This is a genomic window from Pseudomonas sp. GW823-FHT06B06 (assembly GCF_058795195.1).
The window spans coordinates 54,366-67,106 of record NZ_JBXAHO010000023.1 but is presented as its reverse complement, the minus strand read 5'-3'; the positions used below and the strand labels follow the sequence as shown (position 1 = coordinate 67,106).

17 protein-coding genes are annotated in these 12,741 nt (G+C 59.1%); 11 read left to right on the top strand and 6 right to left on the bottom strand.

Annotation, left to right across the window (positions count from 1 at the left end; translation table 11 throughout):
• The first annotated feature begins 194 nt into the window (after positions 1-194).
• On the top strand, positions 195-1,097 hold the full coding sequence (locus AC1Q8Q_RS20660; protein WP_033044010.1) for a TIGR01777 family oxidoreductase: 903 nt from the start codon (positions 195-197) through the stop codon (positions 1,095-1,097).
• Between the two features lie 13 nt (positions 1,098-1,110).
• Positions 1,111-2,136, top strand: coding sequence for a ferrochelatase (gene hemH, locus AC1Q8Q_RS20655; protein ID WP_168758942.1), 1,026 nt, complete (start codon positions 1,111-1,113; stop codon positions 2,134-2,136).
• A gap of 97 nt (positions 2,137-2,233) precedes the next feature.
• On the opposite strand, the gene AC1Q8Q_RS20650 is transcribed toward hemH, so the two are convergent.
• Both AC1Q8Q_RS20650 and upp read right to left on the bottom strand, forming a co-directional pair.
• Positions 2,234-3,508, bottom strand: coding sequence for a uracil-xanthine permease family protein (locus AC1Q8Q_RS20650; RefSeq protein ID WP_020799756.1), 1,275 nt, complete (start codon positions 3,506-3,508; stop codon positions 2,234-2,236).
• 2 nt (positions 3,509-3,510) lie between these two features.
• Positions 3,511-4,149, bottom strand: coding sequence for a uracil phosphoribosyltransferase (gene upp / locus AC1Q8Q_RS20645; RefSeq protein WP_008060213.1), 639 nt, complete (start codon positions 4,147-4,149; stop codon positions 3,511-3,513).
• Positions 4,150-4,311: 162 nt separating this feature from the next.
• On the opposite strand from upp, the gene AC1Q8Q_RS20640 reads away from it, so the two are divergent.
• The 4 genes from AC1Q8Q_RS20640 to AC1Q8Q_RS20625 all read left to right on the top strand — a co-directional run bounded on the left by AC1Q8Q_RS20640 (position 4,312) and on the right by AC1Q8Q_RS20625 (position 6,199).
• Positions 4,312-4,869 carry a hypoxanthine-guanine phosphoribosyltransferase gene (locus AC1Q8Q_RS20640; protein WP_168758941.1) on the top strand — a complete coding sequence of 186 codons (558 nt, stop codon included), beginning with the start codon at positions 4,312-4,314 and terminating at the stop codon, positions 4,867-4,869.
• Between the two features lie 3 nt (positions 4,870-4,872).
• The gene (locus tag AC1Q8Q_RS20635) at positions 4,873-5,346 is read left to right on the top strand and encodes a WbuC family cupin fold metalloprotein (protein WP_168758940.1); all 474 of its coding nucleotides are present in this window, start codon (positions 4,873-4,875) and stop codon (positions 5,344-5,346) included.
• Between the two features lie 16 nt (positions 5,347-5,362).
• Positions 5,363-5,848, top strand: a complete 486-nt coding sequence (locus tag AC1Q8Q_RS20630; protein WP_020799760.1) for a hypothetical protein — start codon at positions 5,363-5,365, stop codon at positions 5,846-5,848.
• 63 nt (positions 5,849-5,911) lie between these two features.
• Complete coding sequence (locus tag AC1Q8Q_RS20625) at positions 5,912-6,199, top strand: PA4642 family protein (protein ID WP_008060216.1); 288 nt, start codon at positions 5,912-5,914, stop codon at positions 6,197-6,199.
• Positions 6,200-6,286: 87 nt separating this feature from the next.
• Here AC1Q8Q_RS20625 and mqo read toward each other — a convergent pair whose 3' ends face one another.
• Both mqo and AC1Q8Q_RS20615 read right to left on the bottom strand, forming a co-directional pair.
• Entirely contained in the window at positions 6,287-7,795 is a 1,509-nt protein-coding gene (gene mqo / locus AC1Q8Q_RS20620; RefSeq protein WP_020799762.1) for a malate dehydrogenase (quinone), read from the bottom strand.
• Positions 7,796-8,535: 740 nt separating this feature from the next.
• Complete coding sequence (locus tag AC1Q8Q_RS20615; RefSeq protein ID WP_020799763.1) at positions 8,536-8,769, bottom strand: hypothetical protein; 234 nt, start codon at positions 8,767-8,769, stop codon at positions 8,536-8,538.
• Between the two features lie 199 nt (positions 8,770-8,968).
• On the opposite strand from AC1Q8Q_RS20615, the gene AC1Q8Q_RS20610 reads away from it, so the two are divergent.
• Positions 8,969-9,553 carry a YajG family lipoprotein gene (locus AC1Q8Q_RS20610; RefSeq protein WP_008060219.1) on the top strand — a complete coding sequence of 195 codons (585 nt, stop codon included), beginning with the start codon at positions 8,969-8,971 and terminating at the stop codon, positions 9,551-9,553.
• Positions 9,554-9,827: 274 nt separating this feature from the next.
• On the top strand, positions 9,828-10,106 hold the full coding sequence (locus tag AC1Q8Q_RS20605) for a hypothetical protein (protein WP_020799764.1): 279 nt from the start codon (positions 9,828-9,830) through the stop codon (positions 10,104-10,106).
• A 55-nt stretch (positions 10,107-10,161) separates the two neighbouring features.
• Here the strand turns inward: AC1Q8Q_RS20605 and AC1Q8Q_RS20600 are convergent, their stop codons facing one another.
• On the bottom strand, positions 10,162-11,328 hold the full coding sequence (locus AC1Q8Q_RS20600) for a 1-acyl-sn-glycerol-3-phosphate acyltransferase (protein WP_020799765.1): 1,167 nt from the start codon (positions 11,326-11,328) through the stop codon (positions 10,162-10,164).
• Between the two features lie 139 nt (positions 11,329-11,467).
• On the opposite strand from AC1Q8Q_RS20600, the gene AC1Q8Q_RS20595 reads away from it, so the two are divergent.
• The 3 genes from AC1Q8Q_RS20595 to AC1Q8Q_RS20585 are packed head-to-tail and all read left to right on the top strand — an operon-like array spanning position 11,468 to position 12,579.
• Complete coding sequence (locus AC1Q8Q_RS20595; protein WP_020799766.1) at positions 11,468-11,650, top strand: CPXCG motif-containing cysteine-rich protein; 183 nt, start codon at positions 11,468-11,470, stop codon at positions 11,648-11,650.
• Between the two features lie 9 nt (positions 11,651-11,659).
• The gene (locus AC1Q8Q_RS20590) at positions 11,660-11,920 is read left to right on the top strand and encodes a putative signal transducing protein (protein WP_020799767.1); all 261 of its coding nucleotides are present in this window, start codon (positions 11,660-11,662) and stop codon (positions 11,918-11,920) included.
• Between the two features lie 35 nt (positions 11,921-11,955).
• On the top strand, positions 11,956-12,579 hold the full coding sequence (locus tag AC1Q8Q_RS20585) for an SOS response-associated peptidase (protein ID WP_020799768.1): 624 nt from the start codon (positions 11,956-11,958) through the stop codon (positions 12,577-12,579).
• Here the strand turns inward: AC1Q8Q_RS20585 and AC1Q8Q_RS20580 are convergent.
• Entirely contained in the window at positions 12,566-12,733 is a 168-nt protein-coding gene (locus AC1Q8Q_RS20580; protein WP_160171752.1) for a hypothetical protein, read from the bottom strand. The genes AC1Q8Q_RS20585 and AC1Q8Q_RS20580 overlap by 14 nt on opposite strands.
• Positions 12,734-12,741 lie beyond the last annotated feature (8 nt).

Sequence of the window (12,741 nt, the reverse complement as noted above, 5' to 3'; positions counted from 1 at the left end):
GCCTCGTTTACCTGTCTGTACAGACTACGCCGGGGTTGAAACCTGTACAATATTGTTTTTTGGTATAACTTTCAGCGTTCTCGTTCTGACAGCTTGGCCTATTGTTAAACACAGAGCCTACCCGATACCAAAAGATCCCTTGCTTATAAAAATAGACTAGTGATCAGGGTAAAACGCCACGCGAGGAAGAAGTCATGCACATATTGCTGACCGGCGGTACTGGTTTGATAGGACGTCAGCTCTGCCGGCACTGGTTGAGTCAAGGGCATCGCCTTACCGTCTGGAGCCGCACGCCTGCAAAGGTCGCCAAGATCTGTGGCGCCCAAGTGCGCGGCATCGGGCGGCTTGAAGAAATCGGACAAGACCCGCTCGACGCCATCGTCAATCTGGCCGGTGCCCCCATTGCCGATCGCCCATGGACCCACAAACGCAAAGCCCTGTTGTGGAGTAGCCGCATCACCCTGACTGAAACCCTGCTGGCATGGCTCGAAAGCCGTGAACAGAAGCCGCCGGTCCTGATTTCTGGGTCCGCGGTCGGTTGGTATGGCGATGGCGGTGAGCGCGAACTGACTGAGGATTCACCACCGGTCATCGATGACTTTGCCAGTCAGTTATGCATTGCCTGGGAGGAAACTGCCCAGCGCGCCGAAGGTTTGGGCATTCGCGTGATTTTCATTCGTACCGGGCTGGTGTTGTCGGCAGAGGGCGGCTTTTTGTCACGTCTGTTGATACCGTTCAAACTGGGGCTGGGCGGGCCTATCGGCAGTGGCCGGCAGTGGATGCCGTGGATCCATATCAACGATCAAATCGCCCTGATTGATTTTCTTCTGCACCGGCAAAGCGCCAGTGGTCCTTATAATGCCTGCGCGCCCAAACCGGTGCGCAACCGAGAGTTCGCCAAGACGTTGGGCAGCGTGCTGCACCGCCCGACGTTCATGCCCATGCCGGCCCTGGCATTAAAGGTAGGCCTGGGTGAATTGTCATTGTTGTTGCTGGGCGGCCAGAAGGCAGTACCGGCTCGCTTGCTGGAAGCGGGATTCACTTTCCAGTTCACTGATTTGCGCGCGGCCCTGGACGACCTTTCCAGCCGCCTTTGAAATAGGACGTTGCATGACCGATCACGCGTTGCTTCTGGTCAACCTGGGCTCACCGGCCTCCACTTCGGTGGCGGATGTGCGCAGTTACCTCAATCAATTTTTGATGGACCCGTATGTGATCGACCTGGCATGGCCGGTGCGACGCTTGCTGGTTTCGCTGATCCTGATCAAGCGCCCCGAGCAGTCGGCGCATGCCTACGCGTCGATCTGGTGGGACGAGGGTTCGCCATTGGTGGTTCTCAGCCGTCGCCTGCAGCAGGTCATGACTGAGCAGTGGCATCACGGCCCGGTGGAATTGGCGATGCGTTATGGCGAGCCATCGATTGAATCGACGTTGGTACGCCTGGCGGCCCAGGGTCACAGGAAGATCACTCTCGCACCCCTTTATCCACAGTTCGCCGACAGCACCGTGACCACGGTGATCGAGGAGGCCAAGCGAGTGGTGCGCGAGAAGCGGCTGGATGTGCAGTTTTCGATTCTCCAGCCGTTCTACGATCAACCGGAATACCTCAACGCGCTGGTGGCCAGCGCCAAGCCGTATTTGCTGCAGGGTTACGATCACCTGTTGTTGAGCTTCCATGGATTACCGGAGCGGCACCTGAGCAAGATCGACCCTACCGGTCACCATTGCTTCAAAAGCGCTGATTGCTGCCAGACCGCTTCGCCAGAAGTTTTGGCGACCTGCTACCGCGCCCAATGCCTGCGCACGGCATCCGAATTCGCCAAACGCATGGGATTGCCGGACGGCAAATGGTCGGTGTCGTTCCAGTCGCGCCTTGGGCGCGCCAAGTGGATTGAACCCTACACCGAGGCTCGCCTGGATGAGCTTGGCAAAAGCGGCGTGAAAAAGGTGCTGGTGATGTGCCCGGCGTTCGTGGCCGATTGCATCGAGACGCTGGAAGAAATCGGTGATCGGGGGCTGGAGCAGTTCCGCGAAGCGGGAGGGGAGGAGTTGGTGCTGGTGCCGTGCCTCAACGATGATCCGCAGTGGGCGAAGGCGTTGAGTGCGTTGTGCGAACGAGCACCGCTGGTGCTTTAAAAGCTTCGCGAGCAGGCTCGCTCCCACAATAGATCTCCTCTGTGGGAGCGAGCCTGCTCGCGAAAGCTATTTCATCGACGGTGATGAACTCAAGCCATTACAACAGCGGATCTTGCGCTTTCTTGTGCTTCCAGCTGTCATTGCCCGGCAGGATCAGGTTCAGCGCAATCGCCACCACCGCGCACAGCGCGATGCCTTTGAGGCCGAAATCGTCCGGGCCAGTGCCCGTGCCGACCAGTACGCCGCCAATACCGAATACCAGGGTCACCGAGACGATCACCAAATTGCGTGCTTCGCCCAGGTCGATCTTGTGGCGAATCAGGGTGTTCATCCCCACGGCCGCAATCGAGCCGAACAACAGGCAAAGAATCCCGCCCATCACGGGTACCGGAATGCTTTGCAGCAGCGCACCGAATTTGCCGATGAACGCCAGGCTGATGGCGAAGATCGCCGCCCAGGTCATGATTTTCGGATTGTAGTTCTTGGTCAGCATCACCGCGCCCGTCACTTCGGCATAGGTGGTGTTGGGCGGACCGCCGAACAGGCCGGCGGCGGTGGTGGCAATGCCATCGCCCAACAGGGTGCGATGCAGGCCAGGCTTCTTCAGGTAATCGCGACCGGTCACGCTACCCACGGCGATCACGCCGCCAATGTGCTCGATGGCTGGGGCCAGGGCTACCGGAACGATGAACAGGATCGCCTGCCAGTTGAATTCTGGCGCGGTGAAGTGGGGAATGGCGAACCATGGTGCAGCGGCAATTTTCGCGGTATCGACCACGCCAAAGTAGAACGACATGGCAAACCCGACGAAGACGCCGGAAATGATCGGCACCAGGCGGAAAATGCCTTTGCCGAACACTGCGACGATCAAGGTGGTCAGCAACGCCGGCATCGAGATCAGCATCGCCGTCTGGTAATGAATCAGTTCACTACCGTCACCGGCCTTGCCCATCGCCATGTTGGCGGCGATCGGCGCCATGGCCAGGCCGATGGAGATGATCACCGGGCCAATCACCACCGGTGGCAGCAGGCGGTCGATGAAGCCGGTGCCTTTGATTTTCACTGCCAGGCCGAGGAACGTATAGACAAAACCGGCCGCCATCACGCCGCCCATGGTCGCAGCGAGGCCGAATTGGCCCTTGGCGAGAATGATCGGAGTGATGAACGCGAAGCTCGATGCCAGGAACACCGGCACCTGGCGCCCGGTGACGACCTGGAACAGAATCGTCCCCAGGCCTGCGGTGAACAGTGCCACGTTGGGGTCGAGCCCCGTGATCAGCGGCATCAACACCAGGGCGCCGAAGGCCACGAACAGCATCTGGGCGCCAGACAGCACCGTGCGCCAGAGCGGATCGTTGAACTCTTGCTGCATGCTCACGCGTCCTTCTGCTTGGTGCCGAAGATCTTGTCGCCAGCATCGCCCAGGCCCGGGATGATGTAACCGTGTTCGTTGAGTTTCTGGTCAATGGACGCGGTGTAGATGATCACGTCCGGGTGAGCTTTCTCGACCACGGCGATACCTTCTGGTGCAGCGACAAGGACCATGGCGCGAATGTCCTTGCAACCGGCTTTTTTCAGCAGGTCGATGGTGGCAACCATCGAGCCGCCGGTGGCGAGCATCGGGTCGATGATCATTGCCAGGCGTTCGTCGATTTCCGGCACCAGCTTCTCGAGGTAGGTGTGGGCTTCGAGGGTTTCCTCGTTGCGGGCCACGCCCACGGCGCTGACTTTGGCGCCCGGGATCAGGCTCAGCACGCCTTCGAGCATGCCGATACCGGCACGCAGGATCGGCACGACGGTAATTTTCTTGCCGGCGATTTTCTCGACCGACACGGTGCCGCACCAACCTTCGATGTCGTATGTTTCCAACGGCAGGTCTTTGGTGGCTTCATAGGTCAGCAGGGCGCCGACTTCCTGAGCGAGCTCGCGGAAATTCTTCGTGCTGATGTCTGCGCGGCGCATTAGGCCAAGTTTGTGACGGATCAGCGGGTGGCGGATCTCGAGGATGGGCATGGGAAAGGCTCCGGCGGCGGGCAAAAAAACCGGGCTAGATTAATCTATCCGAGGGTGATGTCCTATAGACATAGAGTACGTTAGTCCACAATCGCTTGATCTGGCCTCACTTGATGCGTACCTTTGCCGACTTTTCCGAAACTGCCCCCCCTGGAGAGCGCCATGTCCGCTGATCTCGAGCATATCCGTCAAATCATGCGAGAGGCTGACTGCCTGTACACCGAAGCTGAAGTCGAGGCGGCCATCGCCCGCATCGGTGCACAAATCAACGAACAATTGGCGGACAGCAATCCGGTGGTGTTCTGCGTGATGAACGGCGGGTTGATTTTCTCCGGCAAACTGCTCACCCATCTGCAATTCCCGCTGGAAGCCTCCTACCTGCACGCCACCCGCTATCGCAACGAAACCAGCGGCGGCGAGCTGTTCTGGAAAGCCAAGCCTGAAGTGTCGTTCATCGACCGTGACGTGCTGATCATCGACGATATCCTTGACGAAGGTCACACCCTGGGTGCCATCATCGACTTCTGCAAGCACGCTGGCGCGCGTAAAGTGCACACTGCCGTGCTGATCGACAAAGACCACGACCGCAAGGCTCGTCCGGACCTGAAGGCGGATTTCGTCGGTTTGCCTTGCATCGACCGTTACATCTTCGGCTACGGCATGGACTACAAAGGCTACTGGCGCAACGCCAACGGGATTTTTGCCGTTAAAGGAATGTAAGACATGACCTCGCCTCGCTTTCTTGACCACACCCTGTTCGCCGAATTGGCCGAGAAAGCGGCGGCCAACCCTCGTGGACGCCAGCATCACAACTTCCACCAGATGGAAGACGCCTGCCATCGCATGGCCGTGGGCTTGCAACCCTCGACGTATATCCCGCCTCATCGGCACCTGGGCGACAACAAGGCTGAAACCTTGCTGGTGCTCAAGGGGCGGCTGGGCGTATTGATCTTCGATGAGTCGGGCGCAGTCCTGAGCAAGACGGTCCTGCAGGCCGGTGGCGACTGTGTCGGCGTGGACTTGCCTACGGGCGTGTTCCACGGGCTGGTGGTGCTCGAAGCCGATAGCCTGATGTTCGAGTGCAAGGCGGGTCCCTATCGCCCGGTGGGCGAAGGTGAGTTGGCGTACTGGGCGCCACGTGAAGGCGAACCCGGTGTTGCCGAGTATCAGGCCTGGATGCGCGCACAGTTCGATTGATCACTTGGAGCTTTTCATGAACCTGTTGATCCGCTGCTGCGCCGCCCTGTTGCTGACCCTCAGCCTGCCCTTGGCCGCCGCCCCCGCGCCAATGCACGCTCAATTCCTGCCGCCGGATGACTTGGCCCTGCGTGATGCGCAACCAGAGCAGCAACAACTGCTGCAAGTCACCGAGTATTCGGTGGTGGTCGGCAGTCAGCGTCAGTCCAGCCAGCAGCCGATCCCCGTCACTTCGCCGTTGCTGATCCGCCTCAAGGGCAAATCCTTGAACAAGGGGGCGACCATCAGTCAGGTGCTGGTCAATTTCGATGGCGAAAGCAAAAGCCTGAAAAAACCGCTCTACGACGACAAGAGCAAGACGCTGACGCTTTATTACCCGCAGGCTCAATACCGGGTGATCATGGATTTGTTGCGCAACGACACGGTGTATTGCCAGTTTCTCAGCTATGCCAACGGCCACATCTGGGCCGATCTGCACACCGGGGCTGTTCGTCCGCGTTGAGCCAGGCGCCCGCGCAGGGGTAAACTGCCCGCCCCGTGAAATGTCTGCGAGCTGGAGTCGGCAATGCGTAAAGATAAGAAACAAGTGATTGGTGACGAGATCGGCGATGAGCAGATCAAGTTGTTCCTCGATTTCGAACCGGTCGACGCGACTTCTCCGTCCCTGCACAAGCTGATCAAGGCGTACCGTGGTCTGCGGATCGACGATTTCGAGCGTTTCCTGACGTTCTTCGTCGAGGCCGGTTATGACGTGAACGGCAAGGACGAGCATGGCAATGACTTCGTTGCCTTGATCCAGGATCAACGCAATGCGCCGGAATACATCGAGCTGATCGAAAAGGCCCGTGGCTGATCTATCTGTGGCGAGGGGATAAATCCCCCCGACATAAAAAAACGCCCCGCCATCAATGATGGACGGGGCGTTTTTCATGGGGTCGGATCAAGCGTAGCTTTCAGTCTCGCTGCTGGCTTCAACCAGTTCCAGGGCGACGTTGTTCTGCGTGTTGATCTTGCGATACAGCGCCGCGTCGGTTTCCAGGACTTTCTCCCGCGCCGGGAAGATCTCTGCCAGCTTGGCAGCCCATTCACCCTTGGCTTTGCCTGGGAAGCATTTTTCGATCAGTTCCAACATGATCGAAACCGTCACCGAAGCACCTGGCGAGGCGCCGAGCAGGGCGGCAAGGGAGCCGTCCTTGGCCGCGACCAGTTCGGTACCGAATTGCAGGACGCCGCCTTTTTTCGGGTCTTTCTTGATGATCTGCACCCGTTGGCCGGCCACTTCCAGGCGCCAGTCTTCGGCTTTCGCTTCGGGGTAGAAGCGACGCAGGGACTCCAGGCGCTGCTCCATCGACTGCATCACTTCGCTGACCAGGTACTTGGTCAGGTCCATGTTGTTTTTTGCCACCGCCAGCATCGGGCCGATGTTGCCAGCGCGAACCGACATCGGCAGGTCCATGAAGGAGCCGTGCTTGAGGAACTTGGTGGTGAAACCGGCGTATGGTCCGAACAGCAGGGATTTCTTGCCGTCGACGACGCGGGTGTCCAGGTGTGGGACAGACATCGGTGGCGAGCCCACGGCAGCCTGGCTGTAGACCTTGGCCTGGTGATGCTTGACCACTTCCGGGTTGTCGCAACGCAGCCATTGGCCACTGATGGGGAAACCGCCGAAGCCTTTGCTCTCTTCGATGCCCGAAGCCTGCAACAGAGGCAATGCCGCGCCACCCGCACCGAGGAAGACGAACTTGGCGTCGACTTCACGGCTGTTGCCGCTGTTGACGTCCTTGATGCTCACGGTCCAGCCGCCGTTGTTGCGCTTGAGGCCGGTTACGCGCTTGCAGTACTTGACCTGGGCATCGGGAGCGCTGGTCAGGTGCTTGAGCAGCTGGTTGGTCAGGGCGCCGAAGTTGACGTCGGTACCGTTGATCACGCGAGTGGCCGCAAGAACTTCGCCAGGATCGCGCCCCGGCATCATCAGCGGCATCCACTCGGCCATCGTGGCCTTGTCTTCGGTATATTCCATGTCGGCGAAGGCGTGGTGCTTGTGCAGTACGTTGAAGCGCTCCTTGAGGAACGACACGCCGCTCTCGCCCTGCACGAAACTCAGGTGTGGCACCGGGCTGATGAACGATTTGCACGAGCCGAACGTGCCTTTCTTGGTCAGGTATGACCAGAATTGCTTCGACACCTCGAACTGGGTGTTGATGTGCACGGCTTTCTTGATGTCGACGGTGCCATCGGCAGCCTGCGGCGTGTAGTTCAGTTCGCACAGGCCGGCGTGACCGGTACCGGCGTTGTTCCACGGGTTGGAACTCTCCGCGGCACCGGAATCCATCAGCTCGACGACTTCCAGCTTGATCGCGGGGTCGAGCTCTTTGAGCAGTACCGCGAGGGTGGCGCTCATGATGCCGGCCCCTACCAGTACTACGTCGACTGCTTCGTTATGCGCCATTTAACGCGTCTCCAAAATCTGCAGCACCAAATTGACGGCATGGCTGCCAGGAGTGACGGGGCGTGTCTGTGTTGCCCCAGGTACCCATGGCAGGATCGCCATGTCCGAATCTTCGCAATTTTTCGCAACTTCGACGGACGCTACCTGCCGGGTCTAATAAGAGTCCCATGAACTCATTTCAACGTGCGACTGGCAATTCGACTTATGGTCGATACATCCGCTTGTGCAACCAAATCCGTAGCGGACAGGCTTCAGGCCCCGGTATTCGAGGTGTACTCGGTCCTGTGTCGTTGGGCTGTACTGGACGCTAATGGTGCATATTCAGACGCAAAACTATTCATTTGCTCGCCACACTCTTGTGAAGTTGTGAAAACCCGTTTTTTTCACGCTCTTTTGAAGACGTGAACCTCAAAAAAGGGCTGTCCCAGCCTGGCACCGTGCCCGGATGATTGGCCGCCAAGGGAACCCAGGCAGGCAATACGGGCAAACAGCTCAGTGACCGAGCGTAATGACAGCTCTGCAGATTCGCGAAAAGTGGAGGTTGTGCTTGAGGAACAGCAAGCGCGCCAGCTTCACTCGATCTGTGTGGGCGGCTCTCTGTGGGCGGTGCGGGGTGCCAAAACCGAAGCATTGACGATGCTGCGAGGCCCGATCAGGAGACGTCCTTATAATCGGGGGGAGATTGTAGCGAAGAAACGCAGGGAATTGGTCGTGTTTAATGACTTTTATTAGGCGTCTGGTCAGGTCGCCATCAGGTTTTGTACCCGTGAGCGCGGTGGGTGCTGGCTGACACGCGCACTGGCAGGCAGCGGTTGGTGCAACCAGTTGAGGCGAATTTCTTCGATTTCAACCCAGCCATCGCCCATGGGCTGGAGGCTGCACTGCTTGAATGCCAGGCAGAGGCCGTTGCTGTCGAGCAGGGCAAAGCAGCGGTGCCGTGGACGTGGTGCGAACAGCGAAACGAGGAAACGCATGGCGACGTACCGTGTGGGGGGCTGTTGCAAAGAATGGCAGCGAGCCGTTACGTGCAAGTGTATGGGGGGTGACAGATGCGTGACAGGAAGGGGATTCTGAAAGTTTTGTCAGAATTTTCTGCAATGGTTGCGCTGGTTCGCTGCAGCGACGCACCGCTATACTGCGGACCTGTTAGTGCCTGATTCTGGAGAGAAGAGAATGTTGCAACGCCTGTTGTTCGGTTTGATCACTGTGACCAGCTTGACGTTGGTCGGCTGCGCCCACAGCCCGCAACAACTGAACCCGGAACCCAAGCTGACGGCTCAATTGGCGCCGGTCGGCCACGGCCAGCCGGTGGTGGTGCGAGTGGTCGACGGGCGCCCGTCGCCAACCCTGGGCACCCGTGGCGGCCTGTACCCGGAAACCAGCGCGATTACCGTGCAGGGCGCACAGATCCTGCCGAAACTGCAGGCGCAGGCTGAAGCGGCCGTGCGATTGCTGGGCTTTACTCCGACGGCGAATGCGCTGAACGCCCCACAAATCACCGTGACCCTGGCCGAATTGAAGTACCAGTCGCCGAAAGAGGGCATGTACGTGACCGAGGCAACCATTGGTGCGACGTTCCGTTCCGATGTACAGAATGCCAACCGTCGCTACAGCGGTCGTTACGGCGCGTCCCTGGACCAGCGTTTTGGCATGGCACCCAACCAGGAAACCAACACCAAGCTGGTCAGCGACGTGTTGAGCGATGCGTTGACCCGCTTGTTCAAGGATCCAACCGTGGGTCAGGTTCTCGGCGAGTAATGCGAGCCCCGTAGGAGCTGCCGAAGGTTCGGGCCGCGTTCGGACGATCTTTTGATCTTGATCTTCGGCAGTTCCAAATCCCCCAAAAGCAAAGTCAAAAGATCGTCCGAACTCGGCCCGAACCTGCGGCAGCTCCTACAAAAGGATCGCAGGCGGTCTTGAGCAAAACGGCGTTAATTGTCGGAAAGACAGGGAAGGCTGCAAGGCATTCGGTAGAATCACGGCCGCGGTCGTCGGTCGGCGTCTGCCCTACCTGTTTTGTTTGAGGTTCGTAATGTCGCTGCATTTGATGACGCTGTTTACCGCCCATCCGGCAAAATTGATCAACTTGCTGGCTTTGCTGCTGGCCTTCCCGGGCAGTTGGCTGCTGCACGCCACGCGTCGCCGCGAACAGCGCGCGATGGCCAGTCTCCAGGCGCAACGCCAGAGCAGTCCAAGTCAGGAGCCGACGCTGGATTGGGCAACCCTGCGCATGAACCGGTTTTTCTATCGCTTCGGTTTTGCCTGCATGGGGTTGGCGCTGCTGGTGTCGTGGATCAGCACCCAGGTCTGAATCTTTTTATCTGGAACAAAAACGGCGCTCGTAGGCGCCGTTCTCGTATCCAAGGTTAAAGCGGCAATCCAGCCTTCACCCGATACTGATTGCGCACCGGGTTCGCATATTGCAGCACCAGGTACGGGCGATGTTCCTCGGGGCACGCATCCAGGCGTTGCTGCCATTGTTCCTGAGCCTTGGCCAGTTCGTCGGCCGGGAACAGCTTGCTGGCGCTTGGTACCTGCAGTTGCGGGTCGGCACCTTGCCATTGGGCATAGGCCAGGTAGTGCACCGGGAACAAGCGGTAACCGCCAAGGATCTGCTTGTCCATCTCGATCGCCAATTGCTTGGTGTCTTCGAACAACTCCGTGATGGGAGCCGCAAAGTTCACGTGCACCCGGCCCTTGTAGCCGGTGATGCCCTTGGCGATGCTCACGTCATCCTCGCCCGGGGCCTTGGTGTAGCTGCCGGTGGTGGCGCGGATGTAGAGTTCGCGGGCCTTGGCCTGGTCGCACGGGTCGTACTCGTAGCTGATCGACACGGGGGTCAGGTTCAGCGAACGGATGACCTCACCGAACGGCTCGTCCTTGCGGCTCATGTGGAACATCTTCAGGATCGCCGACTCGGTGCGGTCGTCGCCGTCCTTGGCTCGGCCTTCCGCCTGGGCGATCCAGATCGAGGCGCAATCGTTGCGGATCGAATGGTTGATGTACGCCGACAGCAGTTGGTACGCCGCCATTTTCTCGCGACGTCCGGTGATCGAACGGTGCACGATGAAGCTCTTGTTCAGGCGCATGAGATCGCTGACAAAGGGCTTTTGCAGCAGATTGTCACCGATGGCGATGCGCGGGGTCGGCAGGCCGGCGTGGTACACGGCGTAATTGACGAAAGCCGGGTCCATCACGATATCGCGGTGGTTGGCGATGAACAGGTAGGCACTGCCGGACTTGAATTGCTCCACGCCGGTGTACGTCACACCGTCCGTGGCGCGCTCGATCGTGTGGTCGACGTAGTACTCGACTTTGTCCTGCAGGGTGGCCACCGACGTGATACCGGCGAACTCACGGCGTAGCCGATGAGCTATAAGGGGTTTGAGCGCCCAGCCTAAGGCGCCGGCAAAACGCGGAAAGCGGAAGTGGGTGAGGATATCTAGAAACGCCTTGTCGCCGAGCAGTCGTGCCAGCACCGCTGGGACTTCGCTATCGTCGTAAGGTCGGATGGCATCGAATTCGCCCATCATGCTCTCTTGTTAGAAACGGCTAGGGTAAGTAAAGGTTTTGATCGAAAACCAGCAGGGCACGGTCTGAAAAAGTAGCCAGACAAAAATAGCCCTGCAAATAGACCGGCGATTATACGCACAAGTCACCTGGGAGACCGCGATGCTGGAATCTGCACTGTATGAATGTCCGTATTGTGGTGAAGAAGTCGAAACGACGGTGGACTTGTCGGGCGGCGATCAGACCTATATCGAGGACTGTCAGGTATGTTGCCGGCCGATCACGTTCGTGTTGCAGGTTCACGGAGAGGATTGGTTTCTGGAAGTCTTCAGTGAAAACGAGTGAGAGGCGCCCATGCAGCGAATCTACGAACCGGAAAACCTGATGGAAGGCGAGTTGCTGCAGGGCATGCTCGCCAGCGAGGGTGTCGAGGCGCACCTGGTGGGGCGCGATCTGGTGGGCGCCACGGGTGAATTGCCGATCTTCGGCTTGCTGGGACTGGCGGTGGAAAATGACCAGGCTGAATACGCCCGAGAGCTGATCACTGCGTACAATGCTGCGCTGCCGCTGTCCGGCGATGAACCGGACAGCTTTCCCGGCACGCTGGTCTGTTAGGCTGGCGTTCGTTTGATCAAGAGTCGTGCTTCCCCATGTGTGGACGTTATGCCCTGTTTCGCTGGAATCGCGACTTCGCGACCCTGCCAGGTTTTCCGGCCGATCAGCAGGCCCAGTGGAACATTTCTCCCAACGATTCGGTACTGATGCTGCGCGCAGGCCCGGACGGGCAGCGTGAACTGGCTCGTGCCCGCTGGGGCCTGACCCCGCCGTGGCTGACCGATTTGTCCCGCACCCCGGCCCATGCGCGGGCCGAAACCGTCGCCGAACAGCCGATGTTTCGCCAGGCCTTGCGCGAGCGCCGCTGCCTGTTGCCGGCCAACGGTTTCTACGAATGGCGCGGCACCACTCGCAAGCGGCCGTACTGGCTGACACCGGGGGAGGGCTCATCGCTGTTTTTCGCCGCCATCTGGGAGGCCTATCCGGTGCAGGAACAGGTGTGGCTGAGCACGGCGGTGATCACGCAACCGGCGGCGAGTCAGCGTCGACCGTTGATTCTCGATGAAGTGGGGCAGCAAATCTGGCTCGATCCCGAAACCCCGCTGCATGCCCTGCAAGCGTTGCTCGCCAGCGAACCTGCTGCGTTGCGTGAGCGGGTGCTGGCCAACATGGTCAATGATCCGAAGCTCAATGGGCCGGAGTGTCTTACGCCGGGTTGAAAAGATCGCAGCCTGCGGCAGCTCCTGCTTTGGATGGGCGGGTGTTGTGAATTTTTTCCTGCGTCGGTGAGAGCTTTGCCTGAAAAAAACGTCTTAATTCCAGTGTATCTGGCGTCGATACATTTCCACGCCTAGGATAGGCGGCAGTTTTCATGGAGTCTT

What these genes read in the sequence shown, in the direction of transcription:
- AC1Q8Q_RS20660 (WP_033044010.1), top strand. Translation starts at nt 195, where the DNA reads ATGCACATATTGCTGACCGGCGGTACTGGTTTGATAGGACGTCAGCTC.
- hemH (WP_168758942.1), top strand. Translation starts at nt 1,111, where the DNA reads ATGACCGATCACGCGTTGCTTCTGGTCAACCTGGGCTCACCGGCCTCC.
- AC1Q8Q_RS20650 (WP_020799756.1), bottom strand. Translation starts at nt 3,508, where the DNA reads ATGCAGCAAGAGTTCAACGATCCGCTCTGGCGCACGGTGCTGTCTGGC.
- upp (WP_008060213.1), bottom strand. Translation starts at nt 4,149, where the DNA reads ATGCCCATCCTCGAGATCCGCCACCCGCTGATCCGTCACAAACTTGGC.
- AC1Q8Q_RS20640 (WP_168758941.1), top strand. Translation starts at nt 4,312, where the DNA reads ATGTCCGCTGATCTCGAGCATATCCGTCAAATCATGCGAGAGGCTGAC.
- AC1Q8Q_RS20635 (WP_168758940.1), top strand. Translation starts at nt 4,873, where the DNA reads ATGACCTCGCCTCGCTTTCTTGACCACACCCTGTTCGCCGAATTGGCC.
- AC1Q8Q_RS20630 (WP_020799760.1), top strand. Translation starts at nt 5,363, where the DNA reads ATGAACCTGTTGATCCGCTGCTGCGCCGCCCTGTTGCTGACCCTCAGC.
- AC1Q8Q_RS20625 (WP_008060216.1), top strand. Translation starts at nt 5,912, where the DNA reads ATGCGTAAAGATAAGAAACAAGTGATTGGTGACGAGATCGGCGATGAG.
- mqo (WP_020799762.1), bottom strand. Translation starts at nt 7,795, where the DNA reads ATGGCGCATAACGAAGCAGTCGACGTAGTACTGGTAGGGGCCGGCATC.
- AC1Q8Q_RS20615 (WP_020799763.1), bottom strand. Translation starts at nt 8,769, where the DNA reads ATGCGTTTCCTCGTTTCGCTGTTCGCACCACGTCCACGGCACCGCTGC.
- AC1Q8Q_RS20610 (WP_008060219.1), top strand. Translation starts at nt 8,969, where the DNA reads ATGTTGCAACGCCTGTTGTTCGGTTTGATCACTGTGACCAGCTTGACG.
- AC1Q8Q_RS20605 (WP_020799764.1), top strand. Translation starts at nt 9,828, where the DNA reads ATGTCGCTGCATTTGATGACGCTGTTTACCGCCCATCCGGCAAAATTG.
- AC1Q8Q_RS20600 (WP_020799765.1), bottom strand. Translation starts at nt 11,328, where the DNA reads ATGATGGGCGAATTCGATGCCATCCGACCTTACGACGATAGCGAAGTC.
- AC1Q8Q_RS20595 (WP_020799766.1), top strand. Translation starts at nt 11,468, where the DNA reads ATGCTGGAATCTGCACTGTATGAATGTCCGTATTGTGGTGAAGAAGTC.
- AC1Q8Q_RS20590 (WP_020799767.1), top strand. Translation starts at nt 11,660, where the DNA reads ATGCAGCGAATCTACGAACCGGAAAACCTGATGGAAGGCGAGTTGCTG.
- AC1Q8Q_RS20585 (WP_020799768.1), top strand. Translation starts at nt 11,956, where the DNA reads ATGTGTGGACGTTATGCCCTGTTTCGCTGGAATCGCGACTTCGCGACC.
- AC1Q8Q_RS20580 (WP_160171752.1), bottom strand. Translation starts at nt 12,733, where the DNA reads ATGAAAACTGCCGCCTATCCTAGGCGTGGAAATGTATCGACGCCAGAT.